General features: G+C 42.0%; 15 protein-coding genes. 7 read left to right on the forward strand and 8 right to left on the reverse strand.

Annotated elements, in window-relative coordinates:
- Window positions 1–238: 238 nt before the first annotated feature.
- Window positions 239–1486: a hypothetical protein gene (locus CL667_05155; GenBank protein ID MAL17082.1), complete on the reverse strand. Its 1248-nt coding sequence runs from the start codon at window positions 1484–1486 to the stop codon at window positions 239–241.
- A gap of 183 nt (window positions 1487–1669) precedes the next feature.
- Here CL667_05155 and CL667_05160 point away from each other — a divergent pair, with 183 nt between their 5' ends.
- The 4 genes from CL667_05160 to CL667_05175 are packed head-to-tail and all read left to right on the forward strand — an operon-like array spanning window position 1670 to window position 5358.
- Entirely contained in the window at window positions 1670–2998 is a 1329-nt protein-coding gene (locus CL667_05160; protein ID MAL17083.1) for a lysine-sensitive aspartokinase 3, read from the forward strand.
- 16 nt (window positions 2999–3014) lie between these two features.
- Entirely contained in the window at window positions 3015–3692 is a 678-nt protein-coding gene (locus CL667_05165) for a hypothetical protein (GenBank protein ID MAL17084.1), read from the forward strand.
- Window positions 3692–4579, forward strand: a complete 888-nt coding sequence (locus tag CL667_05170; GenBank protein MAL17085.1) for a 4-hydroxy-tetrahydrodipicolinate synthase — start codon at window positions 3692–3694, stop codon at window positions 4577–4579. The genes CL667_05165 and CL667_05170 overlap by 1 nt, the downstream gene beginning before the upstream one ends.
- A 32-nt stretch (window positions 4580–4611) precedes the next feature.
- Window positions 4612–5358 (forward strand): 2,3,4,5-tetrahydropyridine-2,6-dicarboxylate N-succinyltransferase, encoded by a 747-nt coding sequence (locus tag CL667_05175; protein MAL17086.1) that lies wholly within the window; start codon window positions 4612–4614, stop codon window positions 5356–5358.
- Window positions 5359–5517: 159 nt separating this feature from the next.
- Here the strand turns inward: CL667_05175 and CL667_05180 are convergent, their stop codons facing one another.
- The 3 genes from CL667_05180 to CL667_05190 form a co-directional block, all read right to left on the reverse strand.
- Window positions 5518–6381 carry a hypothetical protein gene (locus CL667_05180; protein ID MAL17087.1) on the reverse strand — a complete coding sequence of 288 codons (864 nt, stop codon included), beginning with the start codon at window positions 6379–6381 and terminating at the stop codon, window positions 5518–5520.
- A 61-nt stretch (window positions 6382–6442) separates the two neighbouring features.
- Complete coding sequence (locus CL667_05185) at window positions 6443–7573, reverse strand: MBL fold metallo-hydrolase (GenBank protein MAL17088.1); 1131 nt, start codon at window positions 7571–7573, stop codon at window positions 6443–6445.
- Between the two features lie 124 nt (window positions 7574–7697).
- Window positions 7698–9518, reverse strand: a complete 1821-nt coding sequence (locus tag CL667_05190) for a DUF5060 domain-containing protein (protein ID MAL17089.1) — start codon at window positions 9516–9518, stop codon at window positions 7698–7700.
- Window positions 9519–9586: 68 nt separating this feature from the next.
- Between CL667_05190 and CL667_05195 the strand changes: the two genes are divergently transcribed.
- A complete protein-coding gene (locus CL667_05195) occupies window positions 9587–10177 on the forward strand; it encodes a hypothetical protein (protein MAL17090.1) in 591 nt (196 codons plus the stop codon).
- Window positions 10178–10182: 5 nt separating this feature from the next.
- On the opposite strand, the gene thrC is transcribed toward CL667_05195, so the two are convergent.
- A complete protein-coding gene (gene thrC / locus CL667_05200; GenBank protein ID MAL17091.1) occupies window positions 10183–11889 on the reverse strand; it encodes a threonine synthase in 1707 nt (568 codons plus the stop codon).
- Between the two features lie 87 nt (window positions 11890–11976).
- A complete protein-coding gene (locus CL667_05205) occupies window positions 11977–12222 on the reverse strand; it encodes a hypothetical protein (GenBank protein MAL17092.1) in 246 nt (81 codons plus the stop codon).
- 40 nt (window positions 12223–12262) lie between these two features.
- Here CL667_05205 and CL667_05210 point away from each other — a divergent pair, with 40 nt between their 5' ends.
- Together CL667_05210 and CL667_05215 are read left to right on the forward strand one after the other, a co-directional pair.
- Window positions 12263–13444, forward strand: coding sequence for an anhydro-N-acetylmuramic acid kinase (locus tag CL667_05210; GenBank protein ID MAL17093.1), 1182 nt, complete (start codon window positions 12263–12265; stop codon window positions 13442–13444).
- Between the two features lie 11 nt (window positions 13445–13455).
- Window positions 13456–14298 carry a hypothetical protein gene (locus tag CL667_05215; GenBank protein MAL17094.1) on the forward strand — a complete coding sequence of 281 codons (843 nt, stop codon included), beginning with the start codon at window positions 13456–13458 and terminating at the stop codon, window positions 14296–14298.
- A gap of 95 nt (window positions 14299–14393) precedes the next feature.
- Here the strand turns inward: CL667_05215 and CL667_05220 are convergent, their stop codons facing one another.
- Both CL667_05220 and CL667_05225 read right to left on the reverse strand, forming a co-directional pair.
- A complete protein-coding gene (locus CL667_05220) occupies window positions 14394–15575 on the reverse strand; it encodes an aspartate aminotransferase family protein (GenBank protein ID MAL17095.1) in 1182 nt (393 codons plus the stop codon).
- Window positions 15576–15637: 62 nt separating this feature from the next.
- Complete coding sequence (locus CL667_05225; protein MAL17096.1) at window positions 15638–17818, reverse strand: RNA-binding transcriptional accessory protein; 2181 nt, start codon at window positions 17816–17818, stop codon at window positions 15638–15640.
- Window positions 17819–17939 lie beyond the last annotated feature (121 nt).

Here is a 17939-nt window from a genome sequence, read left to right on the forward strand (position 1 = left end):
CCCTGTTAAGAAAGTTAACCATAGTAAAAACCTTACGACCTCTTCTGTCTTTACTGAATCGAGTTCAGCACTGGCTTCCTTAGCAAGGAGAAGGACTCTTTAGCTAAATTTTGAGTAGATGAGAGGGTAGTTTTCTAATGGCGAGATATAAAAGCCTCTCCTTGAGAAGGAGAGGTTTGGAGAGGTCGAAGTGTAAGGCTTTGAGTTAGAAGCTGGCTCTGAATACTTTAGCTCATAATCACATTCCCGCCACAGCTTGCATCATAAGAGCACAAGCCCACGCACCATAAGTACCTAAGGCATAACCTAATACCGCGAGTAATACACCAACCGGTGCAAGTGCAGGGTGGAATGCAGAAGCTACAATCGGTGCCGATGCTGCACCTCCCACGTTAGCCTGGCTTCCTACAGCTACAAAGAAAAAGGGAGCTTTAATCAATTTCCCAACCGTGAGAAGAACAAGGACATGAATGAGAATCCAAACGGCACCAATGACGAAAAAACCGGGAGCGTCCAGCATTGAGGCGATATTCATTTTCATGCCGATTGTCATTACAAGGATGTAGAGAAACAAACTTCCCACTTTAGAAGCACCGGCTCCTTCAAGGTTTCTAACTTTGGTAAAAGAAAGGATAAGCCCACCAGTAGTTGCAACTACTACAATCCAGAAAAAGGAGGAGTCTAAACTCATACGGGATAACTGAGGAGCATTCGCTTTTACCCAAGGCCCCACTGAGTCACCAACAAGGTGTCCTAAGGCGACCACTGAAAATGCTACGGCCGCAATTTTTGTGAAATCAACCAATGACGGAACACGAGCAATATTTGCCTGATAGTCAGCGATTTTATTTTTCAATTGATCGATTGCCGAAGAATCAGCTTTAAACCATTCATCAACTCGGTCAGAGATACCAGCTCCATACAGTAGAAAAGCCAACCAAATGTTAGCTACGATGATATCTACAGTCACCATAGCGCCAAATAAATCGGTGCTAGGTTCAAAAACTTCCAGCATTGCGGTTTGATTAGCACCACCACCAATCCAACTTCCGGCTACAGTTGCTAACCCTCTCCAAACTTCTTCAGGTCCGGTTCCTCCCACAATTTCAGGACTTATTGTTCCCACAATTAATAATGCGATAGGCCCCCCAATCATAATACTTCCGGTTCCGGCCAAGAACATAATGATAGCTTTGGGCCCAAGATTGTAAATACCCTTCAGGTCGATACTCAACGTGAGTAAGACCAAACTAGCTGGCAATAAATATCGGGAAGCCATGTAATAGAGGTTTGATCCTTCCTCTGAAACAATTCCAAATGTTGTTAGCAGAGAAGGAATGAAATAGCACAACAGAAGGGAGGGAACAAATTTATAGAACTTCTTCCATTTGGGATTATCACTGTGAGAAGTAGCGAAAATTCCGGCTAGTATCGCCATCAGAATTCCAAAGGTGACGGCATCATTGGTGATAAGTGCTGAATCCATGAAGAGAGATTTATTCCTGATTTATTTCGATTGAGAATACAAAATTCTTGGGAATGAGTCAGAAACTGTTTTCAAGATCTAGAATAGAAAAAAAGAGTTAAATAGAGCTTTTCTATAAGGGATTGGGTGTGATAGTCTTTATTTTTAGTGTTCTCTCACTCAATACATAAACACATTAAATCAATGATTGTATCCAAATTCGGAGGCACCAGCGTTGGCACATTCGAGGCCATGCAGCGCAGTGCCAATATTGTGGCAGCCGACTCTGACCGTCAGCTGATAGTAATCAGTGCCACATCAGGCACAACGAACGACTTGGTCGCTTTGTCAGCCAATAACATCGATTCGACACAGCGGGAAGAACTGTTGGGGAATATTGAAAAAAGGCATATTGATATTATCGAGCAGTGCAAAGAGCAGGATAAACTCAGGGACATTTTCTATAAAGAGTTTTCTGCATTACGAGAACATCTGGATTTTGTAGGTCGTGATAAGCGCTGGAAAGACCAGCTTTTCGCCTTTGGTGAGTTGATGTCGACTAAAATATTTGTTGAAGTACTGAAAGAAGTAGGCGTAGATGTAGAATGGCTGGATGCTCGTTCGGTAATGAAAACGGATTCCACGTTTGGGAATGCAGATCCGATTCTGGCTTCTATCAAAAAGAAAGCTGATAAGAATATCCAGAAAGGAAAAACCTATCTAACTCAAGGATTTATTGGTTCTGATGTATTTGGCAATACAACAACGCTGGGAAGGGGTGGTAGTGATTTTTCAGCCTCACTTTTTGCGGAAGCGATAGGCGCAGAGACTCTGGAAATCTGGACAGATGTTGCCGGAGTTTATACAACCGACCCCCGAATTGTGCCAGAAGCTTTTCCTATTCAGGAAATTAGTTTTGATGAAGCTGCTGAGCTTTCCGTTTTTGGTGGAAAAGTTCTGCATCCGGCAACACTTAAACCGGCCATAAGGGGAGGAGTGAATGTCCGCGTAGCCTCAAGTACGCATCCGGATTTACCGGGAACGTATGTAGTAAAAGAAGCGGACAATAAACCGCCCATCCGAGCAATTTCTCTCCGTAAAGATCAAACGCTCCTTACGGTGAACAGCCTTGAGATGCTTCATCAGCATGGATTTCTGGCTCATTTATTCAAAACGTTGGCCGAACATAAAATTTCGGTAGATCTGGTAAGTACCAGTGAGGTAAGTGTAGCACTAACATTAGATACCGCAGTAAATGCAGCTAACAAGGTGGAACTGACGGATGATATCATTGAAGAGCTCGAGCGTTTTGCTGAAGTTATTGTAGAAGATGGATTGGCCCTGATTGCTTTAATTGGGAATAATCTCCAGAAAACTTCCGGTATTGGCGGACCGTTATTTACCGCTCTTGAAACATACAATGTGCGTTTGATCTGCCACGGAGCTAGTCCAAATAATCTTTGCTTTCTGGTTGACCATGAGCAGTCGGAAGATGTCGTTCGTATGTTGCACAAAAAATTTATTACTGAATAAAAACCATCAGGTATTTATGAAAATTGCAGTTATTGGAGCAGGAAAAACAGGCGGAAAAGTCGTTGAGCTTTTGGGAGATGAACTTTCCGAAGTTTTTGACGGGGATAATAAGCTCACCGTTGAAAAGCTAAAAGAATCTGACGCTGCCATTATATTCGTTCCCGGTGACGCGGTTTCGGATATTATTGGCACCGTTATTGAATCCGGAATTCCAGCGGCATGGGGAAGTACGGGACATAAGTGGCCGGAAGACTTAGAAGAAAAAGTAAAAGCAAAAAATACCAGGTGGGTTCTCGCTTCTAATTTTAGTTTGGGGATGAATGTGATCCGCAAAAGCATCGAAGCTATTTCAGCCGGTTCAGCTATTTTGAAAGACCCGGAATTTCATATTCACGAAGTGCATCACATTCATAAAAAAGATGCTCCAAGCGGAACAGCACTTTCCTGGAAAGAATGGCTTGATAAAGAAGCAGAGGTCACATCAGCCCGCGAAGGGGATGTAAAAGGAATTCATGAGCTAACCTTGAAAACCGGCACCGAAGAAATCACCCTGAGACACAAAGCATTAGATAGAGCTTTATTTGCTGAAGGAGCAATTTGGGCAGCAAAGCAGCTGGTCAATAATTCGAAGATGGAAGCGGGAATTCGTACCTTTGGGCAGTTATTTGATCAAATTATGGAGGAACAGGAATAATGGAAAATTTTCCACTTTGGACGGCGATTGTCACCCCTATGAATACCGATGGGAGTGTAGATTTCAAAAGCTTTGAAACCATTCTCAAGAAACAGGAAGACGCCGGTAATGGAGTGCTGATTTTAGGAAGCACCGGAGAAGGGTTAAATCTAAATGAAGAAGAAAAACGGGAGATCGTAGAGTTTACGAAAGACCTGGATTTGGTTGTTCCAATGATGGTCGGAATCGGAGGATTTAACCTCCCTGCACAGGTCGATTTCATTCATTTCTGCAATGAAATTGAACCGGATGCCTTACTACTGGTAACTCCTCTATATGCAAAACCTGGAGCCGAAGGACAGTTTGAGTGGTTTTGCGAATTGATGGCGGAAACAGAAATTCCATGCATGCTCTACAATGTTCCTTCCCGAACAGGTGTAAAAATGCACCCAAGCGTTCCGGCACGATTGAATGAAGAGTTTGACCATTTGATGGGAGTGAAGGAAGCCAGCGGAAGCGTAGAAGAGTTTAAGGCTTTTCGCCAGGAAGCTCCTAATGTCAAGTTCTACAGCGGAGATGATGGTATGACGCCGGCTTTCACCAAAGAAGGCGGTGTTGGCTTGGTTTCGGTAGCCTCAAACGTATGGCCAAAAGCAACACACAAATATGTAGACCTTTGTCTTGAAGGGAAGACAGATAATCTATTTCCTCTCTGGAAAAACGCAACGGATGCCTTGTTTAAAGCCCCAAATCCCGTTCCTGTGAAAGTATTACTCAGTACCAAGAACTGGATCGATAATGATACGGTTAGGTTACCATTGTCACTAGGTGATATTTCAGATGAGGTAGAGCAAAACCTTGCTAATTACGATAAAGAAATCACGAGCTGGCTAGAAGAGCAGCACTAATTAAGAATTGAATTAATTAATACATATATAAAATGAGTTACGAAGATATTTTAGATCAATTAGAAGAAGGAACCGTACGAGCAGCCAATAAAACTGAAAATGGCTGGGAGGCGAATATTGAGGTTAAAGAAGCAATTTTGGCTTCTTTTAAAGACGGAGAGAATACTTCTTATGAAGGTATTTATGAAGGATTTGTAGACAAGCACAATTTGCCTCCGCGATTTTTTGGTCCTGAAGATGGCGTTCGATTAGTGCCCGGTGGTTCTTCTGTACGAAGAGGAGCTTACGTTTCTTCAGGAGTGATCATCATGCCACCTGCATACATCAACGTAGGTGCATATGTAGATGAAGGCTCTATGGTTGATAGTCACGCGCTGGTAGGTTCTTGTGCACAGATTGGTAAAAACGTCCACCTCTCTGCAGGTGTTCAAATTGGCGGGGTTTTAGAGCCCGTTGGAATGAACCCAGTAATTATTGAAGATGATTGCTTTATCGGAGCAGGATCTGTGATCGTTGAAGGAATTCTTGTTAAAAAAGGTGCAGTGATTGCTCCTGGTGTTACCCTTTCAAAAGCAGTACCTGTTTACGATACTGTGAATAAAACGGTGCTTGAACGCGGAGCTGATATCCCAGAAAATGCAGTTGTGATTCCAGGAACTCGTCCTGTTAACAACGATTGGGCGAAAGAAAACGGGCTCAGCATGGCTTGCCCAATTATCGTGAAGTACAGAGATGAAGGGAGTAATGCTTCGCTAGAGCTGGAAGAGGCACTTAGATAAGCCTTATTTAAAAATTCAAAGATTATAAAAAGCCTTCTAGTCATACTAGGAGGCTTTTTTTTAACATTTGTAGTTTTCTTCAAGAGATACAATAATATTTTTCGCAGACGTAGCTCATGAATTTAGTTCTTGGAAAAGAATGCTATAGTTCCTAGTAACTTAAAGTATAAACTTTTTGATGTCACCCCAGCTAACCAGTTCAATGCTATTTTTTTGTAGTGCTGATTTGATCTTTTCATCCGTAAAAAAGTCGAAGTCGATTTGTCGCCACTCAGATCCAAAATTAGGGTGATTAACTGTGATTCCCTTCATTTCATCATCATCGAAAGCAGGGTGAATGAGAATGATATTCAAGCCAGCCGATAAATTTTCGATAACATCAGAGTAGTAATTGTTTAGCCCCCCGAATTGAAAATCTTCAAAAGTCGCACAATATGCTTTATCTACCAAGAAGTCTTCTTTTTGAATGGTTTCTTCATAATTAAGGCCAACCATTTTCAATAGGTCTTTGCTCATCAAAACTGGGAGTTTGTACTTATTCCCCAATTGCCGGTATACATCAAAAAAATCAGGACGTGCTCCCACGCTGTACATATGAGAGTCAACGTGGGTTGGTTTTAAACCGAATTTTAAGGCTCTTTTTATTTGGGCGTTGAGCTCTTTTTCAATATCCGATGCAGTAGCATGATTTCTTAAATCTTCTCTGCTTTTAAAGAAGTATCCGTTCTCATCTACTAAACTCGGTACCTCAGAAATAGGCAAAACCGGTCCGAATTTATAAGATTCCCACTCGCAGGTAAGCGTTAAGTGAATTCCATGATCCAGTTGTGAGTTTTCTTTGGCAAAATTCGCCATTTCATAAAACCAGGGACAAGGAACCATTATGCTGTAAGAATTTACTATTCCATTATTGAGTGATTGAATAGTAGCCATGTTCTCAGAATGAGATAGTCCGGCATCGTCAGCATGTATAATTAGCAGTTTGGCTTTCTCTGAAAATCCAAGTTTCTGAGCTAAATTCATTTTATTTAAAGTTCTGATAATTGTGAGCTTTATTTTTTGAAGGAAGAGTCAGGGCATATATTTACTCAAGATCTTCCCACCACTTTGTGAAAGTTTGAGTAGAATCATTAAGGTTTACTTTCTCGCCGATAACCGGAGTAACCAGAGGAATAGGATTCTCCTTATTGAAATTACTCACTTCGTTTAAAGGCTCATCCCAGGGATGCATGGCGAGGACGAATTTAGAAGAGTGAACAGGGAAGAGGCGTTTGGCTTTTAAGTCTTTGGTGGCTTGAATCACTTCTTCCGGAAATAAATGGAGCTCTCGCCAGGCGACATTATATTGGCCGTTGTCAAGGATGGCCAAGTCGATAGGGCCATATTTCTCACCAATCTCAGCAAAGAATGGATCGTAGCCACTATCGCCGCCGAAGTATATTTTTTGTGATGGTGACTCAAATAAATAGGAAGCCCAAAGAGTATTTTTTCGGGTAAATCCACGCCCTGAGAAGTGCCGGGCCGGCAAGGTTCTGATTACAAAACCTGAATCCGGTCTAAGTTCATTGTACCAGTCCTGCTCGGTGATTTGATCTTCAGAATATCCCCAACGCTTAAAATGAGAACCTACTCCAAGCCCGCAAATTACCGTCTTTACTTTGTCCTTAAGGCTTGTGATGGTTTTGTAGTCTAAGTGATCATAATGGTCGTGGCTGATAAACAAATAATCGATTTCGGGGAGATCTTCCGCTGAGTAGATATCGGTTCCCGGAAAAGCCTTAAGCGTTCCGGGAATAGGAGAAGCATTCCCGCTAAAAACAGGGTCTACCAATATTTTCTTGCCGTCCAGCTGTATAAAATAGGATGAATGACCAAACCAGATAAGCACATTTTCATCATCAGAAAGACTCAAAATATCAGTTTTCTGTGATGGTATAGAATTTTTTGGCTCGGTCCGGGGGTGATTATTGAAAAACTGATTATATATAATCCCCAGTGTAGTATAACCTTCGGTTAAGTCTGGGGTAAAGTTGAGATTTTTAAACTGACTTCCTGCATAGTTTTCTGATTGAGCAATATTTTCAAGATTCTTTCCAGATGGAGCTTGACCAAATTGAGGCTGTTTCATAAAGAAAAAAGTGGCAACAGCGAGAATGAGTGCAATACTAATAAAGATGATCATAGTTATTTTTAAAAAAGATAGGAGCCGATTCATAGCATAGAATGAAGATGCATATATAATTCAGTAAAAGTGGCTGAATATAGGCATCCAGCCGTAATTTTATAAGCTGTAGCCATCTTCACTACAAAATATATCTGGCAAATAGAGAAAGATAACATCAGTTTTTAAGAATCAGTACAACCCAATCCTTTCCAGTATTAGAAGGTGGAAGACCAAGATCCTGCTCACTTCCTCCTACAATCTGTTTTATAGAACCGGTTTTAAGTGCGCCCCCGTTTAGCGGGTCATACCAATAAACATTGAAATTGTCGTATGCTGCACTCAGGTCAATGGTTGAATTCGAATATTCAGGAATATATGCAGCATAAATCTCATCAGGTTTGGTCAGGCAAAAGCTTTTTGCTTTGCTTATTAATCCATGATTCGCTTCCATTTCCCAATACGGGAGATACTCATCAAAAAATACTTTTGCATGATTGGTAATCTCCCAAAGTTGATCCCGTTGTCTCCAATCTTCGGTTGTGAGATCGTTCTGTGGGCTGTTGGCGCCAAAATACCATTCTACACCTGCTGACCCTGATAATAAAGTTCCCCACAGCACTAAATGCGTAAGGGTGGGGTGATTTGGGTCGGCAGAGTCTGCTTTAGCACCTGTATGCCACATCCCGATTTCATCCATCGTTACTAGCCATTCATGTCCGGCTTTCTTCGATTTTTCTTTAAGACTCAATACAACCTCTGCAGCACTTTCTCGCTCGTGATGTTGTAACGAAATGCCATCCAAATAGGGGAATCCGAGTAAGTCATCTAATACAGGTGCCCGTAGATCTTCGTCAGGCAACGTGTGAATAACAACGGGATGATTATAAGGATCATTATTTTTGATAAACCTAGCTGCTGCTTTCCGTTGAGCATCCGTTTGGGCTCCGGTTGGTACCCAGGGAGCAGGTCCATTTTCTTCCCCTAAATTCCAGACCAAAGCGTTATGATGTCCAAACCGGGCAATCAGTTCATGAAAGTATAGTTTTCTGTCAGGCCCCATGTCACCGCCATCTAACATGGTTTCGTTTTCGGTTTCCTGCAGAACCACATGCATCATAATTCCTTTCGATTGCATGTGCTGAAATAGAATTTCCCATTGGCTTAATTTACTCACATCAAACCGGGTAAAATCATCAGGGCTTCTGTACATCCATACATCTTTTCCATCCCCCTTTATGTTTAGTGTGAGAAAGTAAACCGCATTCATGCCTTTAGAAGACAGGTAATTGATTGCGCCAATAATTCCTTTTCCTTTTCCATCTTGCCAAGTCGGGTCGCCGAGATTCCAATCCTGTATATGCGGCTCATACCGATGGATTTCTCCCGTTGTTTGGGCTTCACCGTCCTTGTTTAAAATTTCCATACGGTAGGTATTGTCGAAGTCCTCAAAAGCTAAAAAGTTCTCCGGACTATCAGCTCCAACTTTTAAAAAATAATCCCCGGAAGCTTCAAATTTAAAGTAGCCACTATCAGCAATAATCTTTCCCGAAGCTCTGAAATCAGATGAAGTTTTCTGTGATGGGATTACTTCAAATGTACCGGTGCTATTTTGAAGTTTGATTTCCTCTGCTGATTCAATCTCTTGTGATATGGCAATACTGTCACCTTTAAAAAGTGTGGCTTTATACGACCATTCCCCAGTATGTTCAGGATTGAATCTAACTTGCCAAACTGAACCTGAATCCGCACTGGTTTCCGCAGCGTTACCGTCGGCAGCATAAAATCCGCGAATTACTTCGGTCGTTTCTTTGTGCTCAAATTCAACAAGCAGTAAATACTGAAGGAATGGGTTTTCAGTACTGTATTCTGATGTAGCTGGGCCTTCAAATGAAAGGGTATAGGTATGCCACTGCTCAATCTTAGTAATTGAGGATTGCCCAACATTGTAGCCTATTAACACGAAAGCTAATGTAGTAATCAGACTTATTTTTCTAATCTTCATAGAGGAAAGGGAGAATACTTTAGTATATATTGCCCGTTAATGAACTGAAAAATCCCTTCAATATGAAAAACTATTTTCTCGTTTTGTTCCTGCTTGCCAGCACAACTTCACTATTTCAATCCGGTTCCAATTGCGATGATGGGGTGCTGGTAGAAAAAGAAGGAATAGTGATCGTGGAGGCCGAGTCCACAACTCTTTCAGAAGGATGGGAATTACAGGATGAAGTAGCGGGATTCTCCGGAGAAGGCTATCTGACGTGGATGCTGCCCACTAATGTCGAGGCACAAAATCAAGGATTATTGAGTTATTCATTTAAGATTAGTGAACCGGGAAAATACACCGTTAAAATCAGAAATTACCACGATTGTGAAGACTTTACGGAGTGCAATGATATTTTTTTGAAAATGAATGATGGATCGTGGGAGAAGAACTTCAACCACACATTAAGCGAGTGGGACTGGAATTCGCGGCAGGATATTGACCACGTTTTTTCGGATGCTACTTATGACCTTGAAGCAGGAACACATACGCTGCACCTGAGCGGCCGATCTCAGCACTTTAGTATTGACAAGATTGCCATCTTCCGGGAGGGAACTCCTGAAAAAGTGTACCAAACTGCTGAGGCATCTACCTGTGAGAAAGTATCAGAATAGTAATACTAAACGGCCAAAGCTTTATTGGCAACAGCCAATCCCTTCACAAAAGCCTGAATAACAGCCTCAAGTGTATCAGGAGATGCTCCTTTGGAAGTAAATCGATGTCCTTCTTTTTCGAGGGTCAGAGTTACAATTACAAGGGAATCAGTATCAGGACTTAGAATCTCTACTTCGTGATTAATCACTTCAAGAGGAAGGAATCCATCGGTCTCAGCTTTGATAGCTGTCAGGATAGCATCAATAGGACCTACGCCCTGATCCAAAGAAATGACCTCATCCCGGTCTTCAATTTTAAGTTTCACGGCAGCACTTACCAAGCCATGCTTTCGCATTGTAAGTTTATAATCAACAACTTCAACAGGGTGTTTAAGGTCAGCGTCTTCATTATATACCAAAGAACGCAGTACTTTGATTTCTTCCTCTTTAAGTGTTTTCCCTTTGCGGTTTATGTTATGCACGTACTCATCATATAGCTTAGTATGACCTTCATCCATGCTTACATTTTCAAAACCTGCATCACGGGATTGTCCCCAGCTGTTTTTCTGCATATCAATATATCCCGATTCGATATACTGTTGAATGCGCTCCAGGTTTGCCGGAAGTACAGGGGAGGAGAGCGAATACTTAGCTACAATGTGTGAGCTCTTTAATCCAGTTCCTGTGAGTACAAAAAGACATTTTTTGCCTTTAAACTTATCCAGATTATTTTTGAATGTAGCCAGTGGGATAGCACAAGCCGGTTCAGTGAAGTAGCCTTCCTCAACCGTCATCTCTTTCATGGATTCGAGCAACTCATTTTCAGTTGCTGTAAAAGCAAGTCCATCCGTTTCTTCAATACCTCGCAAAACTTTGTAGAAATCAAGGGGGTCTCCAACGGCAACGGCATCTGCCATCGTGTTAACCTGCTCTTTCACAATTTTGTCTTTTTTGAAAATACCTTCCACTACAGGAGAACTTTGCTCTGGCTGAACGGCCACAAAACGGGGTATTTTATCAATCATACCTGAGGCCTTCATTTCCTTGTAGCCCTTATAGATAGCTGCGAAATTGGTTCCGGCACCGATAGGAACAAAGATGTAATCGAAATCGGTATCACCTTGTTCTTGCAGCTCATAGGAAAATGATTTCTGACCTTCCTGACGAAATACATAATCTCCTGCTAAGTAATAATTACCGGACTTGGCAAATTCACGGCAAAGCTTCTCACAAGCCATGAAATCCCCTTTTATTTTGATGATGTTGGCATCGTAAATAGTTGCTTGAGCTAACTTTACTTCCGGGGTCTTTTCCGGAACAAACACAAAACAGGGTATTTTAAAATAACAGGCATAAGCGGCCACAGATGCAGCCATATTTCCGGTAGAAGCCAAACAAATTGCATCCGCTTCTAACTCCAGTGCTTTCTGAACTTCAACATAGCTTCCACGATCTTTGAAACAACCGGTTGGATGTTCAAATTCGAGCTTTGCATAGAGTTCCGCCTCATATCTTTCTGAAAGCCTATTTAGTTTTTTTAGAGAGGTGAAATTATTTTTTAAGGGATCCGGGAGAATCTCTTTCAGGGGATACTGAATATTTTGAGCTGTTTCATTGTATTCAATATCCAACACGCCGCCACATTCTGTGCAGTAAGTACTAGTCTCTCTTTCGTCATTTTCATGGCCACACATAATGCAGCTCATGGTATATCCGGAATTGGTTGCTTTCATGAATAAAAGATTAATGGGATTCGTGCAATTTTGCGACCCCAAAGTTATCAAAAAAATCAGATAAAAGCGCTTTTTTAGCGATTCTGATTACAAAGGAAGAATAATGATTTGTTCGAAGTCAAGGTCGAGTTCTGATAGAACGGGAGCAGCAATTTCTTCAATTTCAGATTCACTATAATCGTTGAGCCCTTCCAGTTTCACGTAAAGAATCTCGTTTTGCTCATCAATAAAAAATTGAGCATCATCTGATTCAAAACTCTCTTTCAGCGTTTGTATTAGAAATTCTACATCTTCAATAAAAGCTTGTAATTCGTCTTCGGTAGGTTCGCTCATTTTGTGTAGGTTCTTAGCTTAGAAATTCAGCCCTAAATCTATGAATAATTATTTGGCAAAACTGTGGGAAATTTCCCGGAAATCAGAACGACTCATTTTGGGGTTGATGTCTGGTACTTCTCTTGACGGGCTCGATATCTGCCTTTGCAAAGCCTCCGGTTCGGGAAGTGAAATATCCATCGAAGTATCTGAATTTACTACAGTGGCGTACACGGACAAGTTGAGAAATAGAATTCTTGGTGTTCAATCCAAAAATCAGATCAACACCAGAGAGCTTACTCTGCTGAATACGGAGCTTGCTTTGGTTTACAGTAATTATGTGCTTGAAGCTTTGGGGAAATGGGGTATTAAGACCGAAGAAATTGATATGATTGCGAGCCACGGCCAAACGGTCTATCATGCTCCTGAGCAAGAAAAAGGAGGTATGAATGCGACGCTTCAAATCGCAGATGGAGATCATATAGCTCAGAAAACGGGAATCATCACAGTCTCGGACTTCCGCCAAAAGCATACGGCCGCAGGCGGACAAGGAGCTCCACTTGCAGGCATTTTTGATGAGGTTTTATTTCGGGAAGAAGCTAAAAACAGAATGCTGCTGAACCTGGGTGGGATTGCTAATTTTACCTGGTTGCCTTCAAAGAAAAGCGGAAAGTCTACGCTGACAGGAGATATCGGACCGGCCAACACGCTCATTAACGAAGCGATGCAGAAGTATTACAATAAGCCCTATGATGATGGAGGGGAAGTGGCAGAATCGGGAACCGTCAATACTGAATTGGTTCGTTATGTGTTGTTGGAACCTTATTTCAGAAAGTCATTCCCCAAAACTACCGGACAAGAAGATTTCCAGCTTGAGTTCATCGAGAACCTGATGGAAGGCCACGGGATTGAGCTCTCAAAGGAAAATTTAGTAGCCTCACTGACAGCCATTACTTCACAAAGTATTACCCGTGCTTTTGATGAGATTCTGGGTGAAAATGAACGAGCAGATTGTTTTGTAAGCGGAGGTGGCCTTCACAATAAAACCCTGATGAAAGATTTGAAAAAGCGAAATCAAAACATTTCATTTATGAACTTTGATGAGCTTGGAATTCCTTCTGATGCCAAAGAAGCGGCTATGATGGGCTTTTTTGCAAATGAATTGATTGCCGGAGAAGGATTTCCAATTCCTGGTGTTACAGAAGAAAAAATTCACTTTGGAAAAATTAGTTTACCACACTAATCCACTCAGCTATGAAATGCACTTCTATCCTGTTTACTTTTTTATTAATTACAAATATCGCCTACTCTCAGAATACCATCACAGGGCAAGTTATTGATGCCGAGACAGGTCAGCCTATACCGTTTGTTAATATTGGGATCGTAGAGCTTTTGAAAGGTACGGTTAGCACTCAGAATGGGGCTTTTACTTTAGGATATAATGGGGAATCGGACGAAGTAAGCTTTTCAGCAATTGGTTTTGAACCTGCTAAAAGAACAGTAAAGGAGTTGCTGGCAAATAGTGCAGTAATGCTTCAGCCTGTTCGATATGAACTTGATGAAATAACGGTTGAGGAAAAAGCCCTGGGAAGAATAAAAGACATGGGTTTTAACCTCAAGAAAAGAGGACATAGTATTGGATTTGGAAGCACACTGCTCGGTACAGAGATAGGTGGACTGATCGATATTGACCGGGAGACTATTATCTATTCAGCGCACTTTATTTTCAATCATACAGGAAATGATTCTTTGTTATTCAGAGTGAATTTATACGAAATGGAGAATGATAAACCCGGCCGGAATCTTATTCCTGAAAATGTGCTTTTTAATCCTCCAAAAGAACCCGGAACGGCTACTGTGGACTTAAGAAAATTTGACTTGGTTACCGATAAATCAGTTCTGCTATCTGTAGAATGGGTAGAAGCTGTTTCTTTAGATAACCAGGAGATTCAGGATATTAGTTTTAGGGCAGATCGGAAAATGCGCAGACCAAATACCTGGTACCGGTCAACGAGTTTAGCTCCCTTTATGAAGATGGATCAATACGTGAAATATAATATTGGTTTTTATCTGACGGCCCAGCAGGTGAAGAAGTAAACTATACTTCAAAACTTTAACCATGATTCTTAGGATTTTAGGATTACCCTGATTAAAAATCTGTGGTCATTAGATAAAACCGCCTTATCCGAGTTCTATCCTTGAGTCTCTTCCAGCGCCCAGGCCAACTCATCAACTATGCGCTTAATTTGTTCATTGGTAATGACGAGTGGCGGTAAAAATCGCACTACAGTTCCATGTGCGGCATTCCCGAGGATGTTATGCTCAAACATTTTATCGATTACAGGTCTGGCCGGGCGGTCGAGCTCTACGCCTAACATCAAACCAAGTCCGCGAATGTCTTTTACAGATGGGTGGTTGCCAACTTTCTCTTTGAGCAAGTTCATCATGAAAGCTCCTTTCTCGGCAGCTTGCTCTACAAGTCCTTCTTCTTCGATAGCATCCAAAGCCGCATTAGCGACATGGCAGGAAAAAGGGTTTCCTCCAAATGTAGTGCCATGATCTCCAAACCCTAACGCTGAGGCGACATCTTCTTTAGCCATAATGGCTCCAATGGGAATTCCTCCGGCTAAAGCTTTGGCGGTTGCTACAATATCCGGCTTCACATCAAAATGCTGGTAGGCATAAAACTTACCGGAGCGACCAATTCCACATTGAACTTCGTCTATTATCATCAGGATATTGAGCTCATCACAAAGCTGACGGGTTTTATGTAGAAACTCGGCATCAATTACATTCACTCCGCCGGAACCCTGAATGGTTTCAAATCCAATAGCGATGGTGTCTTTATTAGCAACAGCCTTCAATGTTTCAAAATCATTAAAAGGAACCTGCTCGAAACCGGTAGGCATAGGGTCAAATCCCTCGCGGTAGCTTTGCATACCCATTGCTATGGTTGTAACAGAACGTCCGTGAAAGCCTTCACTGAGAGTAATGACATTTCCGGTCTTTCCGTGCTTTTTACCCCACTTACGAGCCAATTTTACGCAGGCTTCCATCGATTCAACACCACTGTTGCAAAAGAAAACCCGGTCTAACCCCGATAACTTAGCCAGTTTCTCAGCCAGTAAACTTTGGGGTTCATTATAAAAGAAATTGGATGCATGAAGCATCTTATCGGCTTGCTCTTTGATTGCAGCAACAACTTTTGGGTGAGCATGACCCAGATTGTTTACGGCAAGACCTCCAAAAGCGTCCAGATATTCATTGCCATCGGTATCCCAAACAAGGGCTCCTTTACCATGTGAAAGAGTGACGGGCAGGCGGTTATATACCTGAAAGTGATATTGCTTTTCGAGCTGCTGAGCTTTGTCCATTTTGTTTCGTTATTCGTTAATTCGTTAATGGGTATTCGTAATAGCGGAGAACCTATTAACGATTAACCATTTACGAGATTGAGTCCAATTCGGCCTCTTTCCAAGTCCAAAGTAATAATCTCAAGGCTGATAATATCACCCACGCTAACAACATCATGCGGATCTTCGATCTTTCTGTTCTCAGCCATGTTTGAAATGTGAAGTAAACCGTCTTGCTTAACTCCAATATCTACAAATGCACCAAAATCGACTACGTTTCGCACGGTGCCTTCTAATTTCTGTCCTACTTTCAAATCTTCCATCTTCATCACGTCGGTGCGGAGTAATGGTTTTTGGAGGTTTTCACGGGGGTCACGTCCCGGTTTCTGCAGGTTTTCGATGATGAGTTCCAGAGTAGGAACACCCACACCAATTTGTTCAGCCGTTTCTTTCAGGTTTATGTTTTTGAACTTGGATGCAATCTTATCTTTTTCAGTCGAAAGCTTTTCCAGGTTCACGCTAAATAGATTGCACAGCTTTTCAGCTGCTTCATAGCTCTCGGGGTGAATGGCTGTGTTGTCCAAAGGATTCTTGGATTCGGGAATGCGCATAAATCCGGCTGCCTGCTGAAAGCGAAAATCACCCACTCCGGCAATGCCTTTAATTTGATCACGATCCATAAAAATACCCTGCTCTTCACGATGCTTCACAATGTTGGTAGCTACTCGTTTACTTAAACCCGAGATATGAGAGAGCAAAGGAGCAGAGGCGGTATTCAAATTCACGCCCACTTCATTCACACAACTTTCCACCACATCATCCAGCTTACCTGCCAGCTGATTTTGATTCACATCATGCTGATACAACCCCACACCAATCGATTTTGGATCAATCTTCACGAGTTCTGCTAATGGATCCTGAACTCGGCGGGCAATAGAAATATTTCCTCTTTGTGCAGCATCTAGCTCGGGAAATTCTTCTCTTGCAACAGAAGAAGCTGAATACACCGAGGCACCGGCTTCATTCACAATCATATAGTGAAGCTCTTCTTCCGGATGTTTTTCTTTTCTTTTCTGAAGGAAGTCAGCCACAATCTGCTCCGTTTCGCGACTGGCTGTTCCGTTTCCAATAGCAATCAGACTGACTCCATATTTATCAATCAGCTTTTCAAAAACAGCTTCAGCTTCGGCTACTTTTTTCTGAGGTGGAGTAGGATAGGTAGTAGTGCCTTCCATGTATTTTCCGTGCTGATCGACCACGGCTACTTTACAACCACTTCGGAACGCGGGATCAATTCCCATAACAACTTTATTGTCCAAAGGAGGCTGCATCAACAAATTCCCAAGGTTGGTTGCAAAGGTCTCGATGGCATGTTCATCGGCTTTGTCGGTTAAATCACTCCGAAGCTCTCGTTCAAGAGAAGGAAACAGAAGCCGTTTGTAAGCATCTTCTACGGCATCCTGCAAGCGTTCTGTGAAAATGCTTCGATCATTACTAATCACCAGATCATCAATATTCTCGAGCGTGCGTTCTTCCCAAAGCTCCACATTCACAAACAGGATATTCTCTTTTTCACCCCGATTGATGGCCAAAACCTGATAAGGCTTCATCTTGCTTGCACGATATGAGAATTCATAATAATCCTCATAATTCGTACGGTCTTTTACTGCTGGATTTTTCTTGGTTACGATATTCGCATGACTGGCAAATACCTTTCGCAGCATTTCCCGAACTTCAAGACTTTCGTTAATCCACTCCGCCACAATATCAGTCGCACCGTCAAAGGCATCTTCAACGGTTTCAACTTCTTTTTCTTTATCGATGTATTCCTTGGCGTACTCAACCGGATCACCGTTTGTAATTTCCTGATCCCAAATTAGCTCAGCCAGAGGCTCCAGTCCTTTTTCTTTGGCTTTGTCGCCGCGGGTCTTGCGCTTCTGTTTGTAAGGAAGGTAGATGTCCTCCAGCGTAGTCAGGTCGGTACAAGCTTTGATCTGTTCTTCCAGTTCAGATGTCAGCTTGTCTTGCTCCCTGATGGCTTTTAAAATGGTTTCTTTTCTGGCTTCCAGCGTTCGCTGTGTTTCCAGTCCATCCCTTACAGCACGGATTTGTTCTTCGTCTAATCCGTCTGTGGCTTCTTTTCGATATCGCGCTAAAAAAGGAACGGTAGCACCTTCATCTAAAAAATTAGCAACGGTGCTGATTTGCTTGGGTGAGAAGTTTAATTGCTTCGCTAAAAAACTAAAAATATGGGTATCGCTCATTGATGATATTCGTTTCAAAATTAGGAAGCTGAAAATAAGAACTCGGAGAGGAAATGTTGAACTTTAAATTGGGAAATTTTGGATTCGTTATTCGTTACTCGTTAATGGTAAATTCGAATAA

It is taken from the genome of Balneola sp. (assembly GCA_002694685.1).
GTDB lineage: Bacteria > Bacteroidota > Rhodothermia > Balneolales > Balneolaceae > Gracilimonas.